Annotated in this window: 31 protein-coding genes and 1 tRNA gene; 23 read left to right on the plus strand and 9 right to left on the minus strand. The window is 63.1% G+C overall.

Annotated features, from left to right (window positions below; all coding sequences use genetic code 11):
- Window positions 1-3 precede the first annotated feature (3 nt).
- From FBY31_RS22950 to FBY31_RS02975, 3 genes are all read left to right on the plus strand, one after another.
- Window positions 4-879: a hypothetical protein gene (locus FBY31_RS22950; RefSeq protein WP_200833293.1), complete on the plus strand. Its 876-nt coding sequence runs from the start codon at window positions 4-6 to the stop codon at window positions 877-879.
- Window positions 880-998: 119 nt separating this feature from the next.
- Window positions 999-1,271, plus strand: coding sequence for a hypothetical protein (locus FBY31_RS02970; RefSeq protein WP_142036669.1), 273 nt, complete (start codon window positions 999-1,001; stop codon window positions 1,269-1,271).
- A gap of 93 nt (window positions 1,272-1,364) precedes the next feature.
- On the plus strand, window positions 1,365-2,609 hold the full coding sequence (locus FBY31_RS02975; RefSeq protein WP_142036672.1) for a hypothetical protein: 1,245 nt from the start codon (window positions 1,365-1,367) through the stop codon (window positions 2,607-2,609).
- Here the strand turns inward: FBY31_RS02975 and FBY31_RS02980 are convergent.
- Window positions 2,541-3,407 carry a hypothetical protein gene (locus FBY31_RS02980; RefSeq protein ID WP_142036675.1) on the minus strand — a complete coding sequence of 289 codons (867 nt, stop codon included), beginning with the start codon at window positions 3,405-3,407 and terminating at the stop codon, window positions 2,541-2,543. The two genes, FBY31_RS02975 and FBY31_RS02980, sit on opposite strands and share 69 nt — an antisense overlap.
- Before the next feature lie 130 nt (window positions 3,408-3,537).
- Here FBY31_RS02980 and FBY31_RS02985 point away from each other — a divergent pair, with 130 nt between their 5' ends.
- From FBY31_RS02985 to FBY31_RS03020, 8 genes are all read left to right on the plus strand, one after another.
- Window positions 3,538-3,828, plus strand: a complete 291-nt coding sequence (locus FBY31_RS02985) for a hypothetical protein (RefSeq protein ID WP_142036678.1) — start codon at window positions 3,538-3,540, stop codon at window positions 3,826-3,828.
- 55 nt (window positions 3,829-3,883) lie between these two features.
- Window positions 3,884-4,825 (plus strand): hypothetical protein, encoded by a 942-nt coding sequence (locus tag FBY31_RS02990; protein WP_235012911.1) that lies wholly within the window; start codon window positions 3,884-3,886, stop codon window positions 4,823-4,825.
- Window positions 4,826-5,028: 203 nt separating this feature from the next.
- Entirely contained in the window at window positions 5,029-5,823 is a 795-nt protein-coding gene (locus FBY31_RS02995) for an HNH endonuclease family protein (protein WP_442858159.1), read from the plus strand.
- Complete coding sequence (locus FBY31_RS03000) at window positions 5,793-6,107, plus strand: hypothetical protein (RefSeq protein ID WP_200833294.1); 315 nt, start codon at window positions 5,793-5,795, stop codon at window positions 6,105-6,107. The genes FBY31_RS02995 and FBY31_RS03000 overlap by 31 nt, the downstream gene beginning before the upstream one ends.
- A 274-nt stretch (window positions 6,108-6,381) precedes the next feature.
- Complete coding sequence (locus FBY31_RS03005) at window positions 6,382-6,855, plus strand: hypothetical protein (protein WP_142036684.1); 474 nt, start codon at window positions 6,382-6,384, stop codon at window positions 6,853-6,855.
- 168 nt (window positions 6,856-7,023) lie between these two features.
- Window positions 7,024-7,509, plus strand: a complete 486-nt coding sequence (locus tag FBY31_RS03010) for a hypothetical protein (protein ID WP_142036687.1) — start codon at window positions 7,024-7,026, stop codon at window positions 7,507-7,509.
- A 154-nt stretch (window positions 7,510-7,663) separates the two neighbouring features.
- Entirely contained in the window at window positions 7,664-9,151 is a 1,488-nt protein-coding gene (locus FBY31_RS03015) for a TM0106 family RecB-like putative nuclease (RefSeq protein ID WP_142036690.1), read from the plus strand.
- Window positions 9,152-9,394: 243 nt separating this feature from the next.
- Complete coding sequence (locus FBY31_RS03020) at window positions 9,395-9,925, plus strand: YbhB/YbcL family Raf kinase inhibitor-like protein (protein WP_142036693.1); 531 nt, start codon at window positions 9,395-9,397, stop codon at window positions 9,923-9,925.
- Window positions 9,926-10,016: 91 nt separating this feature from the next.
- Here FBY31_RS03020 and FBY31_RS03025 read toward each other — a convergent pair whose 3' ends face one another.
- Entirely contained in the window at window positions 10,017-10,829 is an 813-nt protein-coding gene (locus tag FBY31_RS03025; protein ID WP_142036696.1) for a hypothetical protein, read from the minus strand.
- A gap of 110 nt (window positions 10,830-10,939) precedes the next feature.
- Between FBY31_RS03025 and FBY31_RS03030 the strand changes: the two genes are divergently transcribed.
- Window positions 10,940-11,395: a hypothetical protein gene (locus FBY31_RS03030; RefSeq protein ID WP_235012913.1), complete on the plus strand. Its 456-nt coding sequence runs from the start codon at window positions 10,940-10,942 to the stop codon at window positions 11,393-11,395.
- On the opposite strand, the gene FBY31_RS03035 is transcribed toward FBY31_RS03030, so the two are convergent.
- Together FBY31_RS03035 and FBY31_RS03040 are read right to left on the minus strand one after the other, a co-directional pair.
- A complete protein-coding gene (locus FBY31_RS03035) occupies window positions 11,392-11,793 on the minus strand; it encodes a Panacea domain-containing protein (RefSeq protein WP_142036701.1) in 402 nt (133 codons plus the stop codon). The genes FBY31_RS03030 and FBY31_RS03035 overlap by 4 nt on opposite strands.
- A gap of 67 nt (window positions 11,794-11,860) precedes the next feature.
- Window positions 11,861-12,193 (minus strand): hypothetical protein, encoded by a 333-nt coding sequence (locus FBY31_RS03040; protein WP_142036704.1) that lies wholly within the window; start codon window positions 12,191-12,193, stop codon window positions 11,861-11,863.
- Window positions 12,194-12,294: 101 nt separating this feature from the next.
- On the opposite strand from FBY31_RS03040, the gene FBY31_RS03045 reads away from it, so the two are divergent.
- On the plus strand, window positions 12,295-12,636 hold the full coding sequence (locus FBY31_RS03045; RefSeq protein ID WP_142036707.1) for a hypothetical protein: 342 nt from the start codon (window positions 12,295-12,297) through the stop codon (window positions 12,634-12,636).
- Window positions 12,637-12,661: 25 nt separating this feature from the next.
- On the opposite strand, the gene FBY31_RS03050 is transcribed toward FBY31_RS03045, so the two are convergent.
- On the minus strand, window positions 12,662-12,907 hold the full coding sequence (locus FBY31_RS03050; protein WP_142036710.1) for a hypothetical protein: 246 nt from the start codon (window positions 12,905-12,907) through the stop codon (window positions 12,662-12,664).
- Window positions 12,908-13,235: 328 nt separating this feature from the next.
- Here FBY31_RS03050 and FBY31_RS03055 point away from each other — a divergent pair, with 328 nt between their 5' ends.
- The 6 genes from FBY31_RS03055 (at window position 13,236) to FBY31_RS03075 (ending at window position 18,553) form a co-directional block, all read left to right on the plus strand.
- Window positions 13,236-14,468, plus strand: coding sequence for a LysM peptidoglycan-binding domain-containing protein (locus tag FBY31_RS03055; RefSeq protein ID WP_235012914.1), 1,233 nt, complete (start codon window positions 13,236-13,238; stop codon window positions 14,466-14,468).
- Entirely contained in the window at window positions 14,360-14,602 is a 243-nt protein-coding gene (locus FBY31_RS23210) for a hypothetical protein (protein ID WP_235012916.1), read from the plus strand. Before FBY31_RS03055 ends, FBY31_RS23210 begins: the two co-directional genes overlap by 109 nt.
- 182 nt (window positions 14,603-14,784) lie before the next feature.
- On the plus strand, window positions 14,785-16,224 hold the full coding sequence (locus FBY31_RS23655) for a TM2 domain-containing protein (RefSeq protein WP_142036713.1): 1,440 nt from the start codon (window positions 14,785-14,787) through the stop codon (window positions 16,222-16,224).
- Between the two features lie 1,683 nt (window positions 16,225-17,907).
- Window positions 17,908-18,183, plus strand: a complete 276-nt coding sequence (locus FBY31_RS03070; RefSeq protein WP_142036719.1) for a hypothetical protein — start codon at window positions 17,908-17,910, stop codon at window positions 18,181-18,183.
- Window positions 18,180-18,338, plus strand: a complete 159-nt coding sequence (locus FBY31_RS22770) for a hypothetical protein (RefSeq protein WP_160142430.1) — start codon at window positions 18,180-18,182, stop codon at window positions 18,336-18,338. The genes FBY31_RS03070 and FBY31_RS22770 overlap by 4 nt, the downstream gene beginning before the upstream one ends.
- A gap of 35 nt (window positions 18,339-18,373) precedes the next feature.
- The gene (locus tag FBY31_RS03075; RefSeq protein WP_142036722.1) at window positions 18,374-18,553 is read left to right on the plus strand and encodes a hypothetical protein; all 180 of its coding nucleotides are present in this window, start codon (window positions 18,374-18,376) and stop codon (window positions 18,551-18,553) included.
- A gap of 250 nt (window positions 18,554-18,803) precedes the next feature.
- Here the strand turns inward: FBY31_RS03075 and FBY31_RS03080 are convergent, their stop codons facing one another.
- A complete protein-coding gene (locus tag FBY31_RS03080) occupies window positions 18,804-19,412 on the minus strand; it encodes a hypothetical protein (RefSeq protein ID WP_142036725.1) in 609 nt (202 codons plus the stop codon).
- A 120-nt stretch (window positions 19,413-19,532) separates the two neighbouring features.
- A tRNA-Leu gene (locus FBY31_RS03085) sits at window positions 19,533-19,615 on the minus strand.
- Window positions 19,616-19,786: 171 nt separating this feature from the next.
- On the opposite strand from FBY31_RS03085, the gene FBY31_RS03090 reads away from it, so the two are divergent.
- A complete protein-coding gene (locus FBY31_RS03090; protein WP_142036728.1) occupies window positions 19,787-21,091 on the plus strand; it encodes a M20/M25/M40 family metallo-hydrolase in 1,305 nt (434 codons plus the stop codon).
- A gap of 10 nt (window positions 21,092-21,101) precedes the next feature.
- The gene (locus FBY31_RS03095) at window positions 21,102-22,262 is read left to right on the plus strand and encodes an acyl-CoA dehydrogenase family protein (protein WP_142036730.1); all 1,161 of its coding nucleotides are present in this window, start codon (window positions 21,102-21,104) and stop codon (window positions 22,260-22,262) included.
- Window positions 22,263-22,289: 27 nt separating this feature from the next.
- Here FBY31_RS03095 and FBY31_RS03100 read toward each other — a convergent pair whose 3' ends face one another.
- Window positions 22,290-22,523, minus strand: a complete 234-nt coding sequence (locus FBY31_RS03100; RefSeq protein WP_142036732.1) for a DUF5703 family protein — start codon at window positions 22,521-22,523, stop codon at window positions 22,290-22,292.
- 40 nt (window positions 22,524-22,563) lie between these two features.
- On the opposite strand from FBY31_RS03100, the gene FBY31_RS03105 reads away from it, so the two are divergent.
- Window positions 22,564-22,836: a hypothetical protein gene (locus FBY31_RS03105; RefSeq protein WP_142036735.1), complete on the plus strand. Its 273-nt coding sequence runs from the start codon at window positions 22,564-22,566 to the stop codon at window positions 22,834-22,836.
- Between the two features lie 40 nt (window positions 22,837-22,876).
- Here FBY31_RS03105 and FBY31_RS03110 read toward each other — a convergent pair whose 3' ends face one another.
- Window positions 22,877-23,812, minus strand: a complete 936-nt coding sequence (locus tag FBY31_RS03110) for an aldo/keto reductase (protein ID WP_142036738.1) — start codon at window positions 23,810-23,812, stop codon at window positions 22,877-22,879.
- A 51-nt stretch (window positions 23,813-23,863) separates the two neighbouring features.
- Between FBY31_RS03110 and FBY31_RS03115 the strand changes: the two genes are divergently transcribed.
- Complete coding sequence (locus FBY31_RS03115; RefSeq protein ID WP_142036741.1) at window positions 23,864-24,697, plus strand: undecaprenyl-diphosphate phosphatase; 834 nt, start codon at window positions 23,864-23,866, stop codon at window positions 24,695-24,697.
- Window positions 24,698-24,701: the final 4 nt, after the last annotated feature.

Genomic DNA, 24,701 nt, shown 5'->3' on the forward strand with positions numbered 1-24,701 from the left:
GTTATGACGAACCAAGCAACTTCGCAGGCCCGCGTGCTGAAGGGTGTCAGGACTGGCGGACAGTTCGCACCCGCCGAGCATTCGGAGCCTACGATCGCTCTTGCCGGCTCTACAGTTGATTCCATGGACAGTGACTACCGCGGAAGCCACCGGGCACCGACCGATGACGGCTACAGCGCATCCATCGACAGGCTGACCCAGGTCTTCCCGGACGACGTCTACGAGCACCCCGAATACGTGGGCTCCGGGGAAGTCGACGAGGAAACCATGGCGCAGCTGCTCAAGGCGAAGGGCAACCCGGACGCCACCGTCCGCATCTACCGGGCGCTGCCTCCCGGCCTGGACCAAATCAACAAGGCCGACTGGGTGACACTCTCAGAGGAATACGCCCGCCAGCACGCCATTCAGGATGATGACGAAGCGAACGACTGGCCCATCATCCACGCTGCTGTCCGGTCCGCTCGGTCTTTTCCGACGGAAACGACCTGGCCGAATACGGCTACGACGGCCCTCCCCTCAGCGGACTGGGGGAGGGAAGCGAAGCCGGCGATGCATCTGCGGAAATTGAGCCGGATATTGCGCCGCCGAAGCCGGGCATCTGGGCGGACCGCACCGTACACTTCCACGCCGCCCACCGTGCCATCATCGAAGGCACGGCCCGACAGTCCCTCGCTGAAGACTTCGCCAGGTCCGGCCTGGACTACGACACCCTGGCCGAGAAGGTCGGCCATCCGCCCCGGATTGCCCGCCGCATCATCGAAGGCAAGGAGTTCCTCCGGGAGTCCACTGTGGCCGTCTACTTCGAAGCTCTCGGCCACAGGCCCGAGCCGCGGGACATCGACGCTTACCGCCTGGAGCAGGAAACCCTTTAGGAGCTAGGTCACGCAGCAACGGCGTGAGCTCTGACTCAATGGCCCTCCAGAAGGAATAGCAGTGAACTGTCGGTGCTTGTTCTAGGTAACGGGGCCGAGCGGTCTCCGCCAGAACAGGATTCCCTCGTGCCCGCTGCTTTCATTCCCTTCACCATGCGTGCCACAGCCCGTAAGGGCCACCAGGAGGATTTCCGGACCGACATCGAACGGCTCACCTCGGGTCGTGACGGCCGGTCGCCTTTGTCCATGGTGACATCCACGAATACCGCGGCTTGCCTTCAGGGTGCGATTGCGGAAAGTGAGCACACCGCCAGCGCCGCCAGCCTGGCACGGCACCTCGCGGACAGGCTCAGCACCAAGGACATCCACCTGGACATTACCGTCTCCCTGGACCGGTAGTCAGACCGCCACCAGCCGTATCGGGAAGGCCTGGCCGGACGTGAGGGTTCAGGCGGGCATCTGCTGCTCCTATTACGCCACGCCCCTGTTCAAATGGGTGCACTTGAGGGCAAGAGCCAACGCCGCACCTGTAATCTGACAGTTCAAGCGATCATTCATGGGGGAACCTTGACCGAAGACAGCCTGCCGGTGCAGCAGCCACAGAGCCAACAGCCTTACTCCACCGGAGCCAACGAGAAACAGGAACCAGGCCGAGGGCCGTATCCACCGGCACAGGCCCTGCGCGGCCAGCAGCCTGCAGTGAATCACCTTGCGGACGCCCACTCGGGCCAGCCCAAGACGAAGGCGTCGGGCCGCCGAACCGCAGGGGGTATTGTCGGCATCGTCCTCGGTGTTTTTCTCCTCGTACCGGCCTTGGTGATGCTCGAGGACAAACACTTGGGCTTCATGTCCTTCCTTATCTTCCTTGCCGCGCTAGGCAACATCGTTGGCGGCGTCATGATGCTGCTCAAGCTCGGTACACAGACCCGGTGGGCGCCGGTGACCCTGCTGATTGCGGCGGTAGCCGCTGTCATGTTGGGTATCATCGGCCCGTTGTTTCTTTTGTTCAACCTAGCGTTGCTCATGGTCAGCTTGGCCTTGGCCATTCCTATCGGCATCCTCATACTCCCGGAGCTCGCCGAGCAACGCCGTAATGCAACCCCACAGCAGCCCAGGTATCCGCCAAGGCCATACGCTCAAGTTCCGGCGCCGCACGCACAAGCGCCAGTTCCTTATTTGCAGGGCACGCAGAGCGAGGCCTATCACGCGACCCGTCAGCCATCGCCAGGGGCCCGAAAAGCAGCAGGCATTGTTGCTATCGCACTAGGCGCCTGGGAGTTGGCCGCTTCCCAACAGGGCTACGCAATGTATATCGACTACGACGGCAACCTCAACGCACTGTCGTACGCACTAATGTTCCTGGTACTAGGAGTGGCAACCGCGGGAGCCGGCATCGCCCTGCTTGTCCTTGGTCGCCGGAAAAAGGATGTAGTTCCGGTCGTCCTTATAGGACTCGCCGCACTGGCCATCCTTGTGGGGGTGTCCTCAACCGTGCGCCAGCTTTACGCAGTCATTCCGACCGCCATAACGGCACTGCTTGCCGTGGCCGTTCTCATCTTGCTGGGGATCGAACTTGCCGCGAAGAAGCGGCACATTGACCCGCGGGCGCATTGCCACGAACTTAGGCCACGCTTCGATGTTCACATCGCAGCGTTTGATGGACGTCCATCAGTAACGGCCACCCAGCCGGATAGTCGGTTCGGCATGCTGGTACGAGGCGAAGCTGCCGCGGTTTGAAGCTGCGGTCGTTTTGCCGCGGCCGGCCGCCGCAGTGGCTTTCGCCATCCGGTTCTGGAGCTTGCGCTGGGCATCCCACAGCTCCTGCTGGAGCTTGTTCAGTTCGGCCCGCCCGACCCGGTTGCCTTTCGAATCGGTGTATTCCTGGCAGCTGGACGGCTCTGTGGCGGCACCGATCGGTCCGTAGGAGACGTGGCAGGAGTCGCCCTGTCCCTCGTCGGCGGCGTATTCATTGTTGCCCATGATGACCCCGCCTGTGTTCCGGGTCCATTTGACAGTCTTGAGCCGGTCGAAGAAGGCCGTGCCGGCTACCGAGTCGTGGGCCCGGTCCGTGGCGCCGCGGTTCTCACTCGTGCTCCATCGGACGGTGCTGGAGTCCTTGTCGAAGGACACGGATCCTTCCTGCCCAGCCGGGAAGCTGGTGGTGCGGTTGGTCGGGAACGGCAGGTCTGACTTGAGTACCCGGGCCGGCTTGCCGTCGCGGGGGAGGCCGAGCCGCCATTCGACGTCGTCCAGGAACTCTTCCGTGAACGGCGGTTTCGCCGGGCGGTTCCATGAGGATCGGTCCTGGAAGGCGTAAAGCTCCTTGTGCTTGGCGTCCGTGTACTGCCGGAGCGCTGCCGTGTGGGCGGACGGGTCGGTCTGCTCCTTGCGGGTCAGGCCCTTCCAGAAGGCCTGGGTTTCGCCGAAGACCTTGCTCCGGTGTTCGTGGGTTGCTTTCTGCACTGCCTGGCGGACGGCAGCGAATTCTGCGGAGGGGAGGACGATCTCCCCATGTTGGCTATCCCAGTGGCCCATCGTGTTCCTTTCAGCGGGTACATCAGGCATGTGTGCGGCGGGGACCCGCCGTGGGGAGTTCGTACACATGGCTGCCATGAGAAGATTCCAGGTCCGCGTCCGTACCCGCCTAGACGCACGAGAAGCCGGCGTGAAGAACTCCCACATCGAGGCCCTCAGCGCGTTCAACGAATCGCTGGTGCCCCTGTTCGAATCGGATGTGTGCCGGATGGTTGAGACACTCGACAACATCGCCTACGGGACCGTCTTCGGCACCGCGGACCGCAAAAACGCACCCTCCCTCGCCGGGGTGAAATTCCGGGACCCCGAGGCCGGCGCCATCCTCGCTGCCGGCTTCACGAAACGGGCACGCGAAGCGGGGCTGGAGGCTGCGTCCTCCGCGGTGTCCAGGTCCGTCTACCTCGCCCAGGGAGGCCGGTAGCGGCACCCCGGGGCCGCAGTCGTCGAGCACCCGCTTCGCCGCACACATGCTTGGCATGACCAACGTAAACAACCGCACCAGAGTCCAGGCCGGAATCAAGACCGGCGGCCAGTTCGTCGCCGAAACCCATCAGGAACCCGAGGGCGTCCTCCTCACGCAGGCTCCTTCCCCACTGGATGAGGCCGCCGTGGCCGTCGTAGCAGATCTGGTCCGTACCAGCGCAGCCGTCGAGGAGGGTGACTGGCAGCGGCACCACGACAAGGGCTACCTGCGGGACCTTCCCACCCCGCCGTATCCTCCCGAGATCCTCGAACTCCGCCGCCAGGCAGACAGCTTCGAAACGCTGCCCGCGCAGGAGCAGAACGAGATCCTGGACAAACTCAAGCTCCCCGCCGCCAAGCACCTGCTCGAACCGGGGCAGACACTCGGCAACCACAAGGTTGACGTAGCCGATGACGTCCTGGCCGGTGGAGGCAAGCTGGGCTTCGTGCTGGCCTCCCAGAAGCTCATCACCGATGCCAACCTCCCCGGAACAGCGACCATGACCAAAGCAGGGGACCAGACGGAATTCTCCATCCCGGATGGAAGCATCCAGCATGAAGTTCGGGTCGCATCATCGATGGTGTCGCTCTCGTCCTCCAGCACCGATGACGACTACACCCGGAACAGCTGGCTCGCCCGCGCCGACATCTCATCGTTTACCGGATCCATGTTTGAGCGTGACCGGTCCGGGAGCCTTCGTGAAAACTTCAAGGACCACAGCGAATACGCCGTGATGATGGACGTCGTTGCCAGTTCATCCTTCCGCGACTACGAATCGCACTTCGGAGAGATGAACCGCGGCGCCAGCGAGGACGGAAAGACAACCTTCCACCCGTCCATGGTTGCCGGATACCTGGACCACATGGCCGAACAGACCGGGCAGCGAGACAGGGACTCCTTCGTCAACGACCTCCGTGAAGTGTTCCGCGAAACGGACCGGCGCCTCATCCCGTAGCGGGACCCGGCCGCCGGACTCACCGGCGGCCGGTGCGGGGACCGCTGCCATCATCTGACTCGCCGCGCTTACCGCCTCGATGAACCTGCCGGTGGCCGCATAGCGCAGGAGCGTTACCTGTGGCAGGCGCGATGGCGGTGCCTCCCTTTGGTGTGGCTGGGGCGCGGGTAGCCTGAGCGAAACCGCCGCACACATGAAGGAACATGAAGATCAACCGCTCCGCCGCAACCAAGTCCCTGACCGTCATCGCCAGCCTTTTCCTTGCCGGCTCCCTCTCCAGCTGTGACGCAGCGGCCCAGACCGGGACCAAAATAGCGGACGCCATTCAGAGCGCCGCCCCCAGCATCGCCGTGGAGAGCCCGGCCGGCCCCGCCGCCAACCAGGTGGAGGCAGCCACGGCGCTGACCCAACTGGAGACCATCCCGGTGAAGGGCCGCGCCCCGAAGACCGGCTACTCCCGCGAGGAGTTCGGCGCCGCCTGGGCCGACGTTGACCGCAACGGCTGCGACACCCGCAATGACATCCTTGCCCGCGATCTGGAAGGCGAGAGCTTCAAGCCCGGCACGCAGAACTGTGTCGTCGCCACCGGAACTTTGGCTGACAAGTACACCGGCATTACCATCAACTTCGTCCGCGGCCAGGACACCAGCTCCGCCGTCCAGATCGACCACATCATTCCCCTGAGCGACGCCTGGCAGAAGGGCGCTCAGCAGCTCAGCCCGGACCAGCGCAAGCAGCTCGCCAACGACCCGCTGAACCTGATGGCGGCCCACGGCCCCACCAACGGCGCCAAGGGCGAAGGACGCGGCCACGTGGCTCCCGCCGAACAAAGCGTTCCGCTGCGAGTACGTCGCCCGCCAGACGGCCGTGAAGGCCAAGTACCAGCTCTGGGTCACCCAGGCCGAGCACGATGCCATCGCCGGGATCCTGAGCACCTGCAAGTAGCACGCCTTGCCGCAGAACCCCATTGCGGTTCAGTACCGCGGTCACCGGGCTGAAGGTCAGCTACGACGCGGCTGTCAGCATGGCCGAGAAGGTCCGCTGGTCCGGGTTCTCCGTCGCCGAGAAGAAGCGGCTGAAGGACGCCCGGGTTGCCCTGGACATCATTCAGGATTCGTCCACCACTCCTGAGCAGCGGAACGCCCAGTACCGGCGCATCGCGAAGCTGCTCGATGGCCTGATCGTCCTCACCGCCCCGGTCCGCCAATCCCTTGCCGCGTGGGTGCCGATGCTGGCGCTGGAGAGTGCCGCGGTTCCCCTGGAGACGGCCCGCCAAACCTGACCATCTGCACGTAGGCCGCTGGCCTAAGCTGAATCTGCAACTGAATCTATTTGGGGGAATTTTTATGAAGCGCCTTATCGCACCTGCTCTGCTCACCATGGCTTTGCTTACCGGATGCTCGGCCACGAGCGAGGTTGCCACAGACGTAGCCACGCCGGGCACTGGTCCAGCCAGTGAGGCGGCCGCGCCGACACCAGCCTCAACGACGGAATCCCCGGCTTACCCTCCGGCACTGGCGAACCCGTTGAAAAGGCTCGCATACCAGGATGAGCCGATGAGCGAGTACTTCCAGGGCGACCTCTCAGAAGAGGAGAAGGTCACTCAGCAGCGCATCTACGATGTTCTCGCTGAGACCATGAACGCCGAGTCCCCGGTCCATCAAAACCATGGAGACGCCTATCAGGCACAGTTCGACAAGGGCAACATCACCGAAGATTATCTGTCGCTGAACATCACCGGTGGATGGTCACAGGATGCGATTGCCCGGCGCGAGGCCGGGTTCTCCCACCAAGTCACCGGAATCTATTGCCCAATGCGGGCCCAGACGTTGAAGAGCCTGGAAACGGGCAAGGCGACCTGCTGGTGGACGGGCGGCGCGGTTCGCGACGGCGAAGCTGTCAGCGAAAGCGAATGGGCCGAGGTCAGCGAAGTCAGCTATGACGACCCGGAGAAGCTCCGTCAAATGGATGTTCGGCTCGAAAAGTCAGAGGGAATCTACAAGATCAGCTCAATGCTCCAGGTCCTCTGAGCGCTGCCTGATGAACCCGTAATCCCCGTTTAGTTCTTTCAAAGGCATGCCCCGCTACTGCTGATAGCGGGCATGCCTTTCTACGTTCCGGCGAGAATGTCCGACCCCGCCCGTAGCATCTGCCTCGACTGGGACCCCAACAGTCGCCGGCGGTGGAAAGGGTACGAAATGAGCGAGTACGGCCATCCTGAGGCAACCATTCCGCCGCCGGCTTTCCCCTTCCCTGCCGCCGTACCGGCGGCACCTTCAAGGCTCCCGGCGCAGGCTTCAAAGGCGAAGTCGGCGCTGCGGATTTCCGCCGGCGTCATCTCCATCGCCGTCGGGTTCTGGGGCGGAAGCGCCGCCCTGGCCCTGGTTTCAATGAGTTCCATGCTCGGGCCCCGGTTCGCCTGGCTGGGTTTCCTGCTCGGCTTCGCGGCGCTCTGCACGGTCGTCACCGGCTGCACCGGAATCATCCGGCACCGCCTGAAAGACCTGCGTGTCCCCGCCCTGTCGGTGGCGTTCGCCTCCATCAACGTCCTGGGCTACGTGGCCTTGTTCATCGCCTTCCCGATCGTCACCCCCATGCTCGGCGGCATCATCGCCTCCGCCCTGGGCATCGTCCTGATCGCCTTGACGATAGTCTTCGACGACTGGCCGTCCACGGCGCCCTGACCACACCAGGTCCGGGATAAACCCGTGCCTACGCATGAGAACAAGTAAGCAGCATCGATCGACCGGAGGCGCACGTGTTTTTCCTACCCAGCACTGATCGGACAGGCCAGGACGAACTGATCCTGTCGGCCAGTGACATCGTCGCGGGCTCGGCGTGCAATTCGCGGCCGTCCGCAAACTGGACGTCCTGCTGGGCCGGATGGCCCCGGTGGCGGTTGAGCGTGACGCAATGGCCGACCTCACCGCAGCCCTCGGAGACAAGCACGAAGCCAAGGTGATGGGACTGCTCCGGGACGAATTCGGCCCCTCCCGCGTGTACGAGGTCGGGCCGCCGCGCAGCTTCGACCGCACCGGACTCGAAGCCCGGCACCGGGAAACGATCCAGGCGCTCCGCGACGGGTTCGACGTCATCTTTCAGGGCTGCTTCTTCGCTGACGGCTTCCACGGCCGCGCCGACTTCCTGATCCTCCAGGAGGACGGCACCTACGCAGTCTTCGACACGAAGCTGGCGCGCAGCGCCAAAGCCGAGGCCCTGCTGCAGCTCGCCGCTTACGCTGACCAGCTCCGGAGCGCCGGCGTCCCGGTTCATCGTGATGGCCACCTGATCCTGGGAACCAACGAAACCACGAGCCACCCGCTGCCGGAGAGCATCCCCCTGTTCTACGCAGCCCGGGACCGGCTCCGCGCCCTCCTGGAAGCCCACCGGCTGGCCTCCCTACCCTCCGCCTGGGGCGACCCGCGCTGGCTGGCGTGTCTGAAATGCCCCGACTGCAAGGCCGAGATGGAAGCCGCGGATGACCTCATGCTGGTGCGGCGGATGAACAGGTCTCGCCGGGCCAAGCTCATCGAGGCTGGCATCAGGACGATGGCCATGTTCGCCGCGGCCGACTTGCCCGACGTCGGCATCAAGATGGACCCTCTGTGGGTCGATCTGCAGGACCAGGCACGGCTCCAGTGCGGCCTGGGCGACGTTGACGACACCATCAACGGTGTCTCCTACAAGGTCCTGGACAACCCGGCCCTGATCGCCATCCCCAAGCCGAGCTATGGCGACATCTTCTTCGACTTCGAGGGGGACCCGCTCTGGCAGGACCCTGCGACGGGGGAGTGGGGCATCGAGTATCTGTTCGGCCTGGTCGAGCACGCCGCCGACGGCCACGACTTCATCGCGTTCACCGCGCACAGCCTGGAGGAGGAACGACAGGCCCTCATCGACTTCATCGACCACGTCACCGAACGCCGTGCCATCCACCGAGGCCTGCACATCTTCCACTACGCACAGTACGAGGTCAGCGCCCTGCGGAAGATGGCCCGCCGGCACGGGGTCATGGTCGATGAGGTGGAGGAGCTCGTCGAGACCGGGGTCATGTTCGACCTGTACGAAACCGTGAAGGGCTCCGTCCGGATCTCGGACCGGTCCTTCAGCATCAAGAAGCTCGAACCGCTCTACATGCCGGCCGGCCGCGTCGGGGTCACGAACGCGGTGGACTCGATGGTCCAGTACAGCGTCTACCGGGACGCCGTCGACTCCGGCCAGCTGGAGAACGCAAAGTCGATATTTTCGGCCATCAAAGACTATAACCACTACGACTGCATCAGCACATGGAAGCTGCGGGACTGGCTGCTGAACCTCACCCGATAGCCCCTCCTCCTCATCAGTCAGCAGCAGTAGTGTGAGATTCCGCGAACTAGTCAGCCTCCTGGCTATTTCCCTGGAGGAGTCCAGCGACAGCATCGGAATCCGTCTGGTGCGCCGGGTGGACTAGGGCGTGTCTCCCAAACCCTAAGGCGGTTGTCCGGACTCAACTGCATTGAAACCGCCGCAGAGGACGCTCCTGCCGTCGAACTGACGGGTGCGGAGCTTGACAGTAACTGAAAGGCAGCCATGAAAACCCATGATCCATTTGCACCAACTTCCGGGATCGAATCCTTCGAAGTCATCAGCGAATCCTTCGAGGATGGCCAGGTTCTTCCGGAAGCCCAACGTAGCGCCGTCCTGGGAGCCGGCGGGCGGGACGAATCGCCCCAGCTCACCTGGTCGGGCGCGCCCGAGGGAACCAGGAGCTATGCAGTCACCGTCTTCGACCCCGATGCCCCAGGCGCGGGCTACTGGCATTGGGCTGCGGTGAACATCCCGGCAGACGTCACCTCCCTCCCGGCCGGTGCAGGTTCCCGGGACAACTCCCGGTTACCCTCTGGTGCAGTGCAATTGAAAAACGATGCCGGATTTGCCGGTTTCGTGGGAGCTGCACCGCCTCCCGGGCACGGTCAGCACCGGTATTTGCTGGTGGTTCACGCCATGGATGTTGAGCGGCTGGACCTGAGCACCGATGACACCCCGGCCGCCCTGCAATCCGCGCTCTCCACCCACACCTTGGGCCGGGCCAGGCTGACGGGAACCTTCGAACGCCGCTAGGAGGCGTCTCCCGAACCCTGAGGCGGTTGGGGGAGACGTTCTCAGGCGGTCAGCATCTGGCTCACAGCTTTAGGAGACACGCCCTAAGGGGCTAGTGAGGGACCCGGCGTAGATCCCACAGGCGCCAGGCCTCGCTGGTCATCAAGGTGGCTGCGCCCACGGACCTTCCGAGCTCCTCGGCGGAGGTAGTGAAGCTATGAAGCTCTCCGTTCGCTGTCTTGGTCTTCTCGGTCTTGCGCACGAACACCGGCCATGACCGGCCGTGGGCGGCAGCGCTGGCGACACGCCACTCGTAGGCCAGAGCGAAGCGCATCCATTGGTCACCGACGGAGCCGGCGTTGGTCAGATGGGCGGCGGCTTCCCGCATCATGGTCGTGGCATCCGAGTCGATCTTGGGAAACTCTTTCCGCAGCTCCCTGATGCGCAGGATCTCTGCACTCAGCTTGTCGGCCTGGCTGTTCAGATCGATCATGAATTCCTGCCTGAAGTTGGCTTTCGCGTATTCGTCCTTCGCGTAGTCCCACAGAAACTTTCGGTGCTGGGACCTTTCGTCCTCCGCTATCGCCAGCGCCCGGGCACGACGAGTCGCGCGGTTTCCGCTGAGCACCCATACTGCCTGGGAAGCACCAAGCAGGGCGGCGCGCGTCGGAGTGAAAACCGACGTAGGGCGCATGTTCAGCTCATCCCGTGCCAGGTCAGTCATGAGGGCCAAATGGTCAACAGCAGACAGCAGTCCGGACCATGCTGCCGTCCGGACCGGGGCAGTGACGAGCCCCTTGTCGTCTCCGGCCAGGGAACTTCCAGACGTCACTGTGTCGGGGGTTGCCAGCCGCTGCTGCCAGCTCCGGGCGGCGTCGAAGCACCGTTCCAGCCTGGCCATCCACAGGGTTTCGCATTCCTCCATCCCCTGAACCTACAACGGCGGACCGGAGGCGAACCGACGGGGACGCCGCGTTCCTCTACGCATGTTCCCTAATGGAGGCGCCGACCGGTGAACCCCACGAAAGGTATCCCGTGAAAAAGACTGTCATTGCTGTTGTACTGGCGGCTACCGCCATGTTCTCGACCGGCTGCGCCGCCGAGGCTGTCACCGGCGCCTTGGCTGAGCAGGCCGCACAGGGCAGCTCCGGCCAGCCGGCGGGAACAGTGGACGCGATGACCAAGGCCAAGGAGCGGATCGAGGCCAAGGCCTACACCTCGAGAGTCGTGGCGGAGCACGAGTCGATGATGGCCGGGGAGGACTGGATTGTCACCGGCGGAGGCTGGACCAGAGGAGCGGTTGTGACCGTGACCCTGGAGGCTGCCGACGGCACCGCCGTGGGAGCCCCGGTGGAAGCAGTCGCCGACGCAGAAGGCCATATCGATGCCGTCATCACCATCCCGGAAGGGACGACCACCGGCACCTACACCCTTGTTGCCGCAGACGGCACCGGCAAGCATTCGACGACGGTGAACATCTTCAGCAACTAGGCTCCCTCGTGGACCGCTGCTCCGACGGGCTCGCCATCCAGCTCAACGTAGAAGGACTGCATCCGGTCAGCTTCGATGAGTCGGCCACGCTGGCCCGGCTCGGTCCCTGACCACGCGCTCTTCCAGGGGTCCTCGTTTTTGACGATCGCGGTCAGATGGAAGGCGCGCAGCTCGCCGTAGGCTTTGACGACCTCATCGATGCTCGCGGCCTCGTCTGCGTCGAACACGCCGGGATTCCCTGGCACCCCGCTGATGGTGAACGTGCCCGCATGCGAGGCATGAAGGTTAGGGTTCACCGGCCCTGTGCCCCAGGCGTAGAAGTCAGCGTCAGCGAGCAGCCGGTCCTCCCAGACGAGGTGCCAGGCCTGGCAGCAGTAGGCGAGCTTGTGCAGCTGCATCGTTGGAATTTCCCCGGTACGGGAGAGGATGGCGGCCGCCAGATCGAAGATGGTAGCGGTGGGCCTTTCACGTGGCTGGCCCAGCCCCGGCACAGGGTTCCTCCCCTCCTGCCATTGCGCCCAGGTCTTTCCGACAACGACAACAGTGTCCGGCAGTTTTGCACCCACCCGCGGTCTTCAGGTCCCGCAGGCAGAGTCGGCTGAAGTCCTTGTCCTGCTCGTGGGCCGGGTAGTCGTACTGCCAGTCGGTGCCGTTCCAGATCTGGCCGTGGCTGAGCAGTGCCCACTGATCCAGGCCGCGGCGCTGGACCCGGACGCAGAACGAGGAGATGTTCCGGGTGTCGAGGTCGGTCCCGGTCGGGGTGAGGGTGTATTCGGTGGCGATTGAGGGCAAGTCCATGGCCCTCATGTGTGCGGAGACAGCAGCCGATCTCTTCGCGTGGAGCGCCGACGGCCGGTCTGCGCATGTTCTCTTATGACCGCACCAGCTCTGGAGGACCTTTGATCTACCCCATCGTCACCGTGGTCGTGGGCGCGAGCATGGTGGTCCTCTCAGGCATCTCCCTGTTCCGATGCATCCGCGACGGCGGCATCTTCATCAACCAGCTGCGGTTCCTGGCGTCCGGCGTCCTGCTGATCCTGCACTTCCCGCTGACCCATCTTCTGGACGGCATCATCCTGCCGTGGCTCGAAAAGATCGGCGCCGTTGAGGGTAATGTGCAGGCGTCCTACTGGATCTCGGCGGCCCTCATCGTCGCCGTCCAGCTGATCATCCTGCCCACGGGCCGAGAGCTGTACGCGAGCTACATGGCTGACAGAATCACCCGCCGGCCAGGAGTCTGACCCACAGGGTTGGCCGTCAACGGCCTCAATTGTCCACGAAGTGGTAATAGAGGTAGACGGCTCCGTATCCGATGGCCCCCAGGAATGCTCCGATGATCCAGTACGTTGCGTCGTTCGCTTCCAACGCATTGACGGTAGCGCACCAGGCGTCGGTCCGCGGAGGGGAGAAGAAACCGCTGAAGCAAGACGATTTGGCCTGTGCCACTAGTAGGGCGACGAGTCCGGTCCCGAGGGTTCCGATGCAGAAAGCGAAAACGGCAGCTGCTGGCACGTGGGATTTGTCATGACGTGCGCCCTCGGCGGCCTCACGCTTAGCTTTCTCTTCGCTTGAACGACGCTCTGACTCGTCCATCCCGGCAGTATGAACCTCCGGTTGAAGGTTAGGCAAGGGGGTACTGCTACCCGGGGTGAATCGCGGGGGTGAAAAGCGTGCCGATGAGGGTAATCGGCCAGCCCGCACACATATTCTCAGTTGACCCGCAGCCGCGGCGGACGACTGCCCAGACCGCCGTCGGTTCTGACTGCCGGTGGTCTTTCGCTGCCTTGGTCCGCGCGTCCCATGAGGAACGTTCGGTCCTGACATCTTTTGAGGAAGTTCCATGAGTAATCCCGCCCGTCGACTGAGCGTCGCCGTCACCGCCGGAGCCATGTCCGCCGCCGTCTTGTCCAGTTTGATCGGCGGTTCGGCGGCCTATGCCGTGGCGCCTGCGACCTATCATGCCCCTATGGAGGTCTCCTCGTCGGGAACCTACACCGTCCGCTCCGGCGACACGTTGAGCGGTATCGCCGCCAGGCACGGCGTGAGCCTCGCTGCGGTCTTTTCGGCCAACAACATGAACATGGGCACGATCATCTACCCCGGCCAGAAGATCCAGGTCGGCCCGGACACCACAACACCGGCTGCCAAGCCCGCTGCGGTGCCGACCCCGGCAGCGCCGGCCAGTAGCCACACCGTCAGGTCCGGAGACACGCTCAGCGCCATTGCGAGTAAGTACGGCGTCAGCCTCAGCTCGGTTCTTGCGGCCAACAACCTGCAGCTGCGTTCGATCATCTACCCGGGCCAGACGATCAAGCTGGCCACCTCTGCGGCACCCGTTGTGTCTCAGCCCGCCCCAGCCCCAGCACAGTCCCCGTCGGCTCCTTCTGCCGCAGCCACTTACACCGTCAAGTCCGGTGACACGCTCAGCGCGATCGCAGCACGGCAGGGCGTCAGCCTCGACAATATCCTCGCGGCCAATAACCTGCAGATGCGCTCGGTCATCTACCCCCGCCAGGCAATCAAGCTTGCGGCTCCGCCGGCGCCCCCCGCCCAACCGGCACCCCCGGCGCCTGCACCGATTGCCCCGGCGGTCACCAGCATCACCCCGGCTACCGCCGCAACGTACGATGTCAAGGCTGGCGACACCATGTCCAGGATCGCCAGCGCACACGGCGTCAGCCTGTCCTCGGTGCTGTCCGCCAACGGCGTGACGCTCAACACGGTCATCTACCGGGGTCAGAGTATCAAGCTCGGAACCGGCACGCCCTCCGCTCCAGCGCAGGCGCCTGCACCCGCAGCGGCTCCCGCGGCAAGCCCATCCTCGGCGGAGCTGAAGACCATGCTCGCCGACACCGCTCGGCACATGGGCGTCGATCCGTCCCTGGCCCTGGCATTCGCCATGCAGGAGTCAGGCTTCCGCCAGAACGTCACCTCCTCAGCGGGCGCGATCGGCCCATGCAGGTCATGCCCACATCAGGGGAGTGGGCATCCCAGCTTGTCGGCCGGCAGCTTGACCTGCGCAACGCCCAGGACAACATCACCGCCGGCGTCGCCATTATCGCGGCCCTGGTAAAGACCAGCCCGACCAAGGAGATTGCTATTGCCTCCTATTACCAGGGCCAGTACTCGGTGATGAACCGGGGCATGTACGAAGACACCAAGGACTACGTCGCCTCCGTCCTCAAGCACCAGATCAGTTTCCAGTAGGGACCTGCTGACCAGGCCCGCACCGCAGCGCGCGGTGCGGGCCTCGTCGTATCCGGCCGATGCGGGACCATGCTGACCAGCATTCCTGCATGCATGCATGAAAGTTCACTGGCTGCGGCGGTCCTGCTGCCCATCTTCGGCGCCGGGGAGAGGGACTTCAGCCTCCGCACACATGTGGAGGTATGACATCAACTCTGGGCGCGGACCAGCCATTTCCCGGTTTCATCATGGACGACCTCGAAGGTGGTGAGGTCACTGTCGGAGTTCCTGCCGAGGCGGGCCTGAAGCTGCCACACCTCGGCGTCGATGCGCAGGGATTCACCACGCCCCATTCGCAGGTCGGTCTCCCACCACGATCTGCGCTCGAACCAGCGGACCGGCTCAGCGCCCACCAGCCAAGTCTGGCCCTCCAGCTCAAACGAGACCGGAACACCCTCCGGACCCAGACTGACGCTGACTTCCTTCATCCCGCCCCCGGAACGGGCCTCATCGAGGCCCGGCCGACCCGGCGTTCACTTCGCCAGGCTCGCACCCCGGAGGAACACGTCGCGCGGCCCGTCATTATGCCCCTGGCAGGCACTCCTGCCCTGACGCAGGCACCTGACGTTGAACCCAGCTTCACCATTCCGGGCGCCACACCAATTGCCAGTGCTACTGGGCTGGATGCGGAGAGCCTGGCGCTGGCCGCGGACCTCGAGGCCGCCCTGAATTATGCCTTGAACGAGGAGTCGGCCGCCTGCGCCCACCCGGACGCTGACAGCCTCGCACTGGCCGCTGAGCTGGAAGCCGCACTGAACGAGGCACTGGCTGAGGACCCAGCGGTCGGGCCGGAGAACCTGTCCGACGGACACCTGCGGCTCTTGCACGCAGAGGCGTTGGTCAACGATGAGCCCGTGGACCATCTTCCCGAGTTGCCGCCCCTGCCGACTGCGGGAACCCAATACGTTGCCATGCTGGAATCCTACGGGGCCTTCCCTCCCCTCCTTCCGGCAGGCCGGGACTTCCGGCCGGTCCTGGTACTGTCGGTGCTCCTCGGCTACCTGGGAGCGGACCGCTTCTACGAACGGAAGTACGTGTCCGGGGTTCTGAAGTTGGCCACCATCGGAGGGTTCGGTATCTGGTGGTTCGCGGACATCATCTCGATCCTCACCGGTCGCGCGCGGGGCAGGAACGGCCAACCCTACCGAGGCGGGAAGAAGGAACGCGTCATCGCCTGGTCCCTGACCGCGGCCCTGTTCGCTGGACTGATCCCGGCCGGAGGAATCGCCGCCACTCCAGCTGTCACAGCGGCAACGACCGCTATCGACGAGGCCCTCAACCCGAAGCCCGTACCGGTTCCGACCTGGGCCACCCTCGCCGAGGTTTCAGGCACCGCTGAGCCGGCCGTTCTGGACATCACCGGCGACCGCCTGCGGCTGACCTACAACTTCCCGGGTGGGGTCTACGCCTACCTGCAAAAGGAAGGCAGCACCACAGCCCCGGCCGAGACACTGATCCTCAATGAACGCCCATCCCAAGGTCAGACCGAGATTGCTGTCGCCCCGGGCCGCTACCAGCTCATCGTGAGGGCCGACGGGACCGGCTGGACCCTCAAGGCAGAGGAGCGGGGCTTGCACGGCTGATTTTTGTCAGAACCATCGTGCTGCGATGTCGTGCCTCGTGGCTACTCGAGTCCGTCGCTCTATCGCCGCCGGCGAGCACGGTGCGTCGATATTAAATCAATATCACTGTCAATAGAGGGACTCCGACTGGTGGACAAACAAAGGCGACAATCACTGCTGCCACGACAATCGCCGCAATAATCAGTCCTGCATTCGCTGCGATCCAGCTGGTGACAGGGGCTAGAGTCCGTCTTATCCATTCCAGCGCCTCCTCTCCGTAATCCTCCAGGTAGCATTTAAGTTGCTCAGCTTCGCATACCTTGAACGGCTTACGTTTTTTCTCGACACACTTTGCGAATATTCGATCGCACCGTACGTTTCCCATAATTCCCGGAGGGAAGTTGTATTGAGGTGCTGTCGCGGCTTGAGGGTAATCGTTGAGGTTCAGCTCGGGGACCCATGGAGTCCATGCGCCGCCGCCCTCATTTGCTGAACATCTGCTTATGACCCCGTCAAAACCTAGGCCATAGACGTGTAAAATCGCTTCATTGCTTTGGTCTAAATTCCATCCTGCAAAAAGAACAGAAGAGAGTGTTCCCCCTAGGCTCTCCCAAGGCTCCCACCCCCAATGTCGCCAGTCGAATCGCAAAACTCAACAAGCCCTGTCGGTTCCTTTTGCGAATACCTGTAGGTGCCCGCCGCCTTGAGTGATGGCGCAGGGTGCAGAGCTCAAGGACCCTCCCAAATCGTCCCAACCCTGCCAGCCACCATCAAATGCGAGGTGCGACAGTCGGTCGCCCGAGAGGGCAAAGACGTCCATGCGATCATTGGCCCATGAAACCGCGCTTGGGTCGCTTTGTATTGAACCGCCCAAGGACTCCCAGCCGCTCCACCCATTTTCGTACCACCGATGCCAAAGCGCATGGTCAGTCCCCCTTATGAAAACATCAAGGTGACCCGGTCGCATGGATACGACCGGGCGCCTTCCCACGAGAACGCCGTCCAACGACTCCCATTCTGACCAGGTCGTTCCGTCGTACCACTGGTGGGCCAATGAACGGTCCGCGCTTTGCTGGAACACGTCTTGACGTCCCTGGCCCCAGGAAACCGTGCTTGGGGAGCTGAGGAGGGGATTTACCCAGGTGACGCCCGTTCCCCATAGCGGCTCCGCGGTATCTGAATAGACCACAAGCTCGCCATCATCCAGCAGGACAGCGTATGCCCCGTAGTTCCCGTCGGTTTGTGAATGCCACAGAGCAATGCCACCCACGTCGTAGATCACTAAGTTGCCGTCGTCTTGCATATTTACGACGGCGCCTGGATGACCGTCTGTGCCCGTCGCCCACATGGGGCTCCATACGTCGCTTCGATAGACCACCGGGTTTCCGTCATCCTGCATTACTAGTGAGAACGGCTCTATATCGGAATCGAGCTTTTGGCCTGGGTTAAGCGATTGCCCTGGGTTGAGTCGCTGCATGTCGAATCCCTTTCCTGACAGCGCATGGAAAGCCCCCAAATGGTGGTGCGCGGCGCCGTCTTGAAGTACTTGTAGCTGGCGAATGAGCGCGGATAGGGTCACCGTACTCCTGGCATCTTGCTGCCTACAAGAGGAATTTCGTCGGCTTAATCTGGGCTGGCACAGTAAGCTGCCCGAGGTGAAATTCAACGGGCAGCGGGCTCGGTATCGCCGTACACATTGCGGGTATGAAGAACCGTAAAAAACTGGATATGCGGACAATCGTCGACGAAGCCATCTCCAACTACCTGGATGACCGGAAACTGACCGGCGCTGCCGCCTTTGAGAAACAGTCGCCCGAGGAACTGATCCGACTGCGGCACGTCTTCTTCCCCGTGATCTGGAGTGCCCTGCCCTCGATCCTGACGCAGATGAACGCCAAGGTGATCACTGCGGAGGAGACCGAGGAGGAGATCCTCGCCGGCTTCGAGGTCCCCGACGCCCTTGAGGGACTGGTCCGATGAGGCGCACCCTCCTCGAAAACGGCATCGCCAAAGCCCAGGACGGTTTCACCGTCATCGTGCGGGGACTGGGCGAGGACAGGGACGCCGGTGTTGCATCAGTGGCCACCGCGGCGCGGTCCAGCTTTGCATTGAGGGCCCGGGCGGGTTTGTTCTGAACCTGGAACTGCCTGGCTCGGAGGCTGAGAACCTCGTGAGGCCCCTCGTTGCTGGAGCCGTCGAACACGAGACGGAGGCTGATGTCGCCCGCCGCTACCTGCGGGATCATTCGCAGACCATGTACCCGTACCAGGCTGAGAGCTTGAAGAAGCAGGCCGGGATGGAGTACGACCAGGCCATCCTGGATGAGGCCCTGAAGGCCTCTGAAGGATAAGCCCCGGATAACTACGCATGTTCCCGTGTGTGGTTCACACAACGAAAGCCGGACGTGGCAGATTGGCCTCTACACGTCCGGCTTTTTGGTTGTCTGCCCCCGGTCAGTGAAAAGCCGGGCCCGGTGCAACATGATCTGGCACCTGGCCCGGCTCTGGCTCACCCATCACCACTCCCGACACATCAAAGATTAAAAGATTAGTCCAGTCGTTGTACATTCTGTGCAGGAAAAGCCCTCGGAGGTGAGCAATCTACACAGTATGTATCAGGAATGTGAAGAAGGATCTATAGGGCTCGACAAGTTCCACTTCGATGGCAGCCCATTCTGTTGGCGTCAGGAACGTTGCCTTTTCCTCAGCACTCTTCGGCAATGACACTCCCTTGCAGGGATTATCGGGCCGCCGCTTGTCTCTGACCATTGAGTTGAAAGCTGACGAGAGGAGTCCATGAACGTTGGCGATCGTCTTCGATGACAGTTCCTTCGCCTGCATTGACTTGATCCAGGCCACAATGTCCCTGTACTCCACTTCGGCGGCGTCCCTCTGACCGAGCGTCGCCGCTATGTGGCATTTCAGATTGCCCTTGTAGCGTCTGATCGTGTACCCGTTTGCACTCGTCAGGAGGCCGATGTGATCCTCAATCATTCGCGTTACCGTGTAGACGCCGCTGAAGTGGTCGATTGCGTTCGCCAGCGCGGCATCAACATTGTTGCCGTGTGCCTTGAGGACGGTCAGCAGGAACTTGGCGCTCACCTCCGAATCCATCTTCTGGGTAACTGTCGCCTTGGTGTCCGGGTCAATCCACCGCACATAGTGCGTAACGGAACCGTCTTTTCTTTTTCTTGCTTCTATGTATGCCACAAAAACACTATGCGGCGATCCCCCTTGCAGGTGTCGCATTTCAGCAGACGCGCGTGGGTGAAACCAGCCTTCGCGTGGGTGGAGACACAAAAAAACCCCGGTTTCCCGGGGTCTTCTTTGTGCGCGGAGGGGGACTTGAACCCCCACCCCCTTTCGAGGACTAGCACCTCAAGCTAGCGCGTCTGCCATTCCGCCACCCGCGCAGGTGGAGTTTCGGGAACGTTTCCGCCTTCCAGCGTTTCGCGTTTCTCCGAAGCAGCGAGAAAAACTCTAACACGACTTTTCCCGAAACATCGAATCGGGCCAAATGGGTAGGCTGAGGGCAGCGAATCGGCGCTGTGCCAACCCGTCATTCCCCAGTAAGGAGCTTCCACATGCCTGATGTCCTGCCCGAGGATGAAGTTGTCCGTATCTGCCAGGAGCTCATCCGGATCGACACCTCAAACTACGGTGACGGGTCAGGGCCGGGGGAGAGGGCAGCGGCTGAGTATGCAGCCGGGCTCATCGAGGAAGTTGGCATGGAAGCCGAGATCTTCGAGTCAGCCCCCGGCCGGGCAAACGTGGTCACCCGGATGGCCGGCGAGGATCCTTCGGCCAGTGCGCTGGTGGTCCACGGCCACCTCGACGTTGTTCCCGCGCTGCGGGACCAGTGGTCGGTGGACCCATTCGGCGCCGAACTGAAGGACGGGCTCATCTGGGGCCGCGGCGCCGTCGACATGAAGGACATGGACGCCATGATCCTTGCCGTCCTGCGCAGCTTCGCCCGGACAGGCCAAAAGCCCAAGCGTGACATCATCTTCGCCTTCTTCGCTGACGAGGAAGCCGGCGGTGTCCTGGGAGCCCGCTACGCGGTCGACAAGCGCCCCGAACTCTTCGAGGGCGCCACGGAAGCCATCTCCGAGGTGGGCGGCTTCTCGGCAACCATTGGCGGGCAGCGGACCTACCTGCTCCAAACAGCGGAAAAAGGAATTTCCTGGCTGCGCCTGGTAGCACACGGCAGGGCAGGCCACGGATCCCAGATCAGCACCGACAACGCGGTGACCCGCCTCGCGGCAGCGGTAACCCGCATTGGCGAATACAAGTGGCCCATCGAACTGACACCCACCACCAGGCAGTTCCTGGACGGCGTGACGGAACTCACGGGCGTGGAGTTCGACGCCGACAATCCGGACCTCCTGCTGAACCAGCTGGGAACGGTGGCGCGTTTCGTCGGTGCCACCCTGCAGAACACCACCAACCCCACACTGCTCAAGGGCGGCTACAAGCACAACGTCATCCCCGAGTCAGCCGAAGCCCTCATTGATTGCCGCACCTTGCCCGGCCAGCAGGAGCACGTCCTCGAAATAGTTCGGGAGCTGGCAGGAACCGGAGTGGATGTCAGCTATGTCCATAACGACGTTTCCCTGGAGGTCCCCTTCGCCGGCAACCTGGTGGACTCCATGATCGATGCCCTGCACAGGGAGGACCCCGGCGCCAAGGTGCTGCCGTACACGCTCTCCGGCGGCACGGACAACAAGTCCCTCAGCCGGCTCGGCATCACCGGCTACGGCTTCGCACCGCTGATGCTGCCGGACGAGCTGGACTTCACCGGCATGTTCCACGGCGTGGACGAGCGCGTACCCGCGGACTCGCTCAAGTTCGGCGCCCGGGTGCTCAACACCCTGCTCACCAATTACTGAGCAGGCGGCCATGAGCCCGGAGGACATCCTGCCGGACGAGTTGCTGGAACGGATCCGGGGCCGGGCCGCCGGATACGACAGGGACAACGCGTTCTTCCACGAGGACCTGGAGGAGCTTGTTGAGGCCGGTTACCTCAAGCTTTTTGTCCCCGTGGACGACGGCGGAAAGGGACTTGGCCTCGCGGCGGCGGCGCAGTGCCAGCGCAGGCTGGCAACGGCTGCCCCCGCCACTGCACTGGCGGTGAACATGCACCTGGTGTGGACCGGCGTCGCCCAGGTTCTCGGCGCGCGCGGGGACGCTTCGCTGGACTTTGTCCTCAGGGAAGCTGCCGAAGGAGAAATCTTCGCCTTCGGCAACTCCGAAGGCGGCAATGATTCGGTCCTCTTCGACTCCCGCACCATGGCGCAGCCTCAGCCCGGCGGCGGCTACACCTTCACCGGAACCAAGATCTTCACCAGCCTGTCGCCGGCATGGAGCAGGCTGGGCATCTTCGGAAAAGACGCTTCCGGCAGGGATGGCGACGGCGAACTCGTCCACGGTTTCATCACACGGGAAACGCCGGGCTACCGGATCCTTGACGACTGGGACACGCTGGGAATGCGCGCCAGCCAATCCAGTACCACTGTCCTGGAGGGTGTTGCAGTCCCGGGAAACCGGATCTTCCGCAAGCTCCCGGTAGGGCCCAGCCGGGACCCGCTGATCTTCGCCATCTTCGCGTGCTTCGAGACACTGTTGGCCGCCGTCTACACCGGGTTGGGGGAGCGGGCGCTGGCCGTAGGGGTTGAGGCCGTCAAACGGCGCACCTCGTTCAAGAACGGCGGGCGCAGCTACGCGCAGGACCCGGACATCCGGTGGAAGGTCGCGGAAGCAGCCATGGCCATGGACAACCTGTACCCGCAGCTGGCATCCGTAACGGGCGACGTCGACAGCCTCGCAGACCATGGCCCGCAGTGGTTCCCGAAGCTCGTGGGCCTGAAGGTCAATGCCACGGAAACGGCACGGCGCGTTGTGGACCTGGCCATCCGGGTCAGCGGCGGATCAAGCTACTTCCGGGGCTCTGAACTCGAACGGCTCTACCGGGACGTGCTGGCGGGCATGTTCCACCCGTCCGACGACGAGTCGGCCCACAACACGGTGGCCAACGCCTGGCTGGGGCCGCTCGAAGAGTAAAGGCAGACCGTCCGCTGGACACTTTGACTATACGGTCCGCTGGACCTGCAAGACCCGGCGGCGCAGCCAGAACCTCCTGCCTCCGCCCATGTACAGCTTGCTGCGCTCCAGCTCCCACTTGCCGTATTCGGAGTGCTCCACCAGGCGGCGCCTTGCCTCGTGCAGTGAATCAACAGGGCTCACCGTCAGTACGAGGTACTCGTACTGCTTCGCATAGTCCCGTTCCCGCTGGACCGAGCTGGTGAGAAATTGTTCCTTCATTTGCTCTCCATTTTCGTCCTTTTCCGGCTAACGTGAAGTCATGAGCATCGATCCGCGTGTCGCGCTTCAGTCCTTGACCACCGCTTTGGAAGAACACCTTATAGCAGCATCGAACCGCCGCGGAGATGGGGACCCCTCCGTGGAGGCGGCGTTTTTCTCAGTTGCCGATGCCTTTGAAGTCTATGAGGACGCCCTGTACGAGGCCTACAACGAGGTCACGCCGCTCCAGGTCTTTGATGACGAGGACGACGGGGATGAAGACACCGACGTGGACGACGAGGACCTGGAAATAGTCGAGGACCGAAACCTCTGACAACAAGGCGCGCCAGAGGACCTGTGAGCAGCCAAAGCCCCTAGCGGGCTGCTGAAGCGTCCTCCAGGGCGCACGCAATCTCAGGCGGCAGGGGTGTCAGCTGGGCGTCCAGGATTTCTTTGAGCTGCGCAGGCGTGCGGGGCCCCACAATCGCGCTGGATACACCATGCTGCGATAACAGCCAGCTCAGGGACACATCCTGCGGCGTCCGACCCAGTCCTTTCGCTGCCATGCACACGGCCTCAACCGTCCTGGATGCTTGGCCGTCAAGGTACGGCTCAACGTAACCGGCTCCCGCCGCGGAAGCACCGCGGGAACCGGAAGGGATGCTGCCGCGGTACTTCCCTGTCAGCACGCCACGCCCCAGCGGCGCCCACGCCATTAGTCCCAACCCGGCATCCTCAACCGCCGGGATAAGCTCCGCCTCCGGCTTTCGCTGCAGAAATGAATATTCAGCCTGGGCGGCAACCAGCGGAAACCCTGCGATGGCCGCAGCCTTCGCCGCCTGCCACCCGGTGAAGTTCGAAATACCGGCGTAGCGGGCCCGTCCCGTCCGCACCGCAAAATCCAAGGCGGACAGCGTTTCGTCTAAAGGCACGTTGCCATCCCAGGCCTGCGCGAACCAGATGTCCACATAGTCGGTGCCGAGCCTGGCAAGGCTCGCCTCAAGGCCGCTGAGCATTGCATTACGGGAGGTGTCCACGCTGCGGCGGCCATCCGGCGTCGTCATTCCCGCTTTCGTGGAGATGGAAATCTCCGTCCGGGCCACCACGTCGCCCAGTAGGGAACCGATCATCGCCTCGGAGCGCCCGTCCGTGTACGACGCCGCCGTGTCAACATGCCGGCCGCCCGCGTTAAGGAAGGTGCGCAGCAACTCCGAAGCGTCCTGTTCGTCCGTCTCGCCGGCCCAGGTCATGGTGCCAAGGGAAAGGGCGGAAACTCGCAATCCACTGTTGCCGACGTAACGCTGCTGCATAGCAGCAAGCTTACGGGCAGAACCACTATTGCCATGCCGTAGGGTCTTAGCGTGAACTGGTTTGAGGCGGCCCTGCTGGGCCTTGTGCAGGGATTGACCGAATTTCTACCTATTTCATCAAGCGCGCACCTGAGGATTGTGGGGCAGTTCCTGCCCAATGCGGCGGACCCCGGCGCAGCTTTCACCGCGATTACCCAACTGGGAACCGAGACTGCGGTGCTCATCTATTTCCGGCGCGACATCGTCCGGATCGTGAAGGCATGGGCCGGCTCACTCGCCGGAAGGGTATCCAGGCAGGACCCCGACGCCCGGATGGGCTGGCTTGTTATCCTGGGCAGCCTCCCAATAATTGTTCTGGGCCTGCTGTTCCAGGACCAGATCGAGTCAGTGCTCCGCAGCATGTGGATCGTCGCCACCATGCTGATCGTGTTCGGCCTGCTCCTCGCCGTAGCTGACGCGGTGGGCAAGCAGGAACGTGACCTGACCTGCCTCACATACAAGCACGGCATCCTCTACGGCTTTGCCCAGGCCATGGCACTGATCCCCGGCGTGTCCCGGTCCGGCGGCACCATCACCGCCGGCCTCCTGATGGGCTACACGCGTGAAGCGGCCGCACGCTACTCCTTCCTGCTGGCAATTCCCGCCGTTTTTGGCAGTGGGCTTTTCCAGCTGTACAAGACGGTGTCCAAGGAAGGCATCACCGGCCCCTACGGCCTGCCGGAGACCGCCCTTGCCACCGTCATCGCCCTGGTGGTGGGCTACATCATCATCGGCTGGTTCCTGAAATTCGTCTCCACCCGCAGCTACCGCCTCTTCGTCTGGTACCGGATCTTCCTGGGCCTCGCGCTGTACCTGCTTCTCGGTTTCAATGTCATCAGCGCCTAGCACT

This window comes from Arthrobacter sp. SLBN-100 (genome assembly GCF_006715305.1).
Classification (GTDB): Bacteria; Actinomycetota; Actinomycetes; order Actinomycetales; family Micrococcaceae; genus Arthrobacter.

Coding starts and splice junctions, on each gene's coding strand:
- FBY31_RS22950 (WP_200833293.1), top strand. CDS start 4: ATGACGAACCAAGCAACTTCGCAGGCCCGCGTGCTGAAGGGTGTCAGG.
- FBY31_RS02975 (WP_142036672.1), top strand. CDS start 1,365: ATGGGTGCACTTGAGGGCAAGAGCCAACGCCGCACCTGTAATCTGACA.
- FBY31_RS02980 (WP_142036675.1), bottom strand. CDS start 3,407: ATGGGCCACTGGGATAGCCAACATGGGGAGATCGTCCTCCCCTCCGCA.
- FBY31_RS02990 (WP_235012911.1), top strand. CDS start 3,884: ATGACCAACGTAAACAACCGCACCAGAGTCCAGGCCGGAATCAAGACC.
- FBY31_RS02995 (WP_442858159.1), top strand. CDS start 5,029: ATGAAGATCAACCGCTCCGCCGCAACCAAGTCCCTGACCGTCATCGCC.
- FBY31_RS03005 (WP_142036684.1), top strand. CDS start 6,382: ATGAGCGAGTACTTCCAGGGCGACCTCTCAGAAGAGGAGAAGGTCACT.
- FBY31_RS03010 (WP_142036687.1), top strand. CDS start 7,024: ATGAGCGAGTACGGCCATCCTGAGGCAACCATTCCGCCGCCGGCTTTC.
- FBY31_RS03020 (WP_142036693.1), top strand. CDS start 9,395: ATGAAAACCCATGATCCATTTGCACCAACTTCCGGGATCGAATCCTTC.
- FBY31_RS03025 (WP_142036696.1), bottom strand. CDS start 10,829: ATGGAGGAATGCGAAACCCTGTGGATGGCCAGGCTGGAACGGTGCTTC.
- FBY31_RS03035 (WP_142036701.1), bottom strand. CDS start 11,793: ATGCAGCTGCACAAGCTCGCCTACTGCTGCCAGGCCTGGCACCTCGTC.
- FBY31_RS03040 (WP_142036704.1), bottom strand. CDS start 12,193: ATGGACTTGCCCTCAATCGCCACCGAATACACCCTCACCCCGACCGGG.
- FBY31_RS03055 (WP_235012914.1), top strand. CDS start 13,236: ATGAGTAATCCCGCCCGTCGACTGAGCGTCGCCGTCACCGCCGGAGCC.
- FBY31_RS23210 (WP_235012916.1), top strand. CDS start 14,360: ATGCCCACATCAGGGGAGTGGGCATCCCAGCTTGTCGGCCGGCAGCTT.
- FBY31_RS23655 (WP_142036713.1), top strand. CDS start 14,785: ATGACATCAACTCTGGGCGCGGACCAGCCATTTCCCGGTTTCATCATG.
- FBY31_RS03070 (WP_142036719.1), top strand. CDS start 17,908: ATGAAGAACCGTAAAAAACTGGATATGCGGACAATCGTCGACGAAGCC.
- FBY31_RS22770 (WP_160142430.1), top strand. CDS start 18,180: ATGAGGCGCACCCTCCTCGAAAACGGCATCGCCAAAGCCCAGGACGGT.
- FBY31_RS03090 (WP_142036728.1), top strand. CDS start 19,787: ATGCCTGATGTCCTGCCCGAGGATGAAGTTGTCCGTATCTGCCAGGAG.
- FBY31_RS03095 (WP_142036730.1), top strand. CDS start 21,102: ATGAGCCCGGAGGACATCCTGCCGGACGAGTTGCTGGAACGGATCCGG.
- FBY31_RS03100 (WP_142036732.1), bottom strand. CDS start 22,523: ATGAAGGAACAATTTCTCACCAGCTCGGTCCAGCGGGAACGGGACTAT.
- FBY31_RS03105 (WP_142036735.1), top strand. CDS start 22,564: ATGAGCATCGATCCGCGTGTCGCGCTTCAGTCCTTGACCACCGCTTTG.
- FBY31_RS03110 (WP_142036738.1), bottom strand. CDS start 23,812: ATGCAGCAGCGTTACGTCGGCAACAGTGGATTGCGAGTTTCCGCCCTT.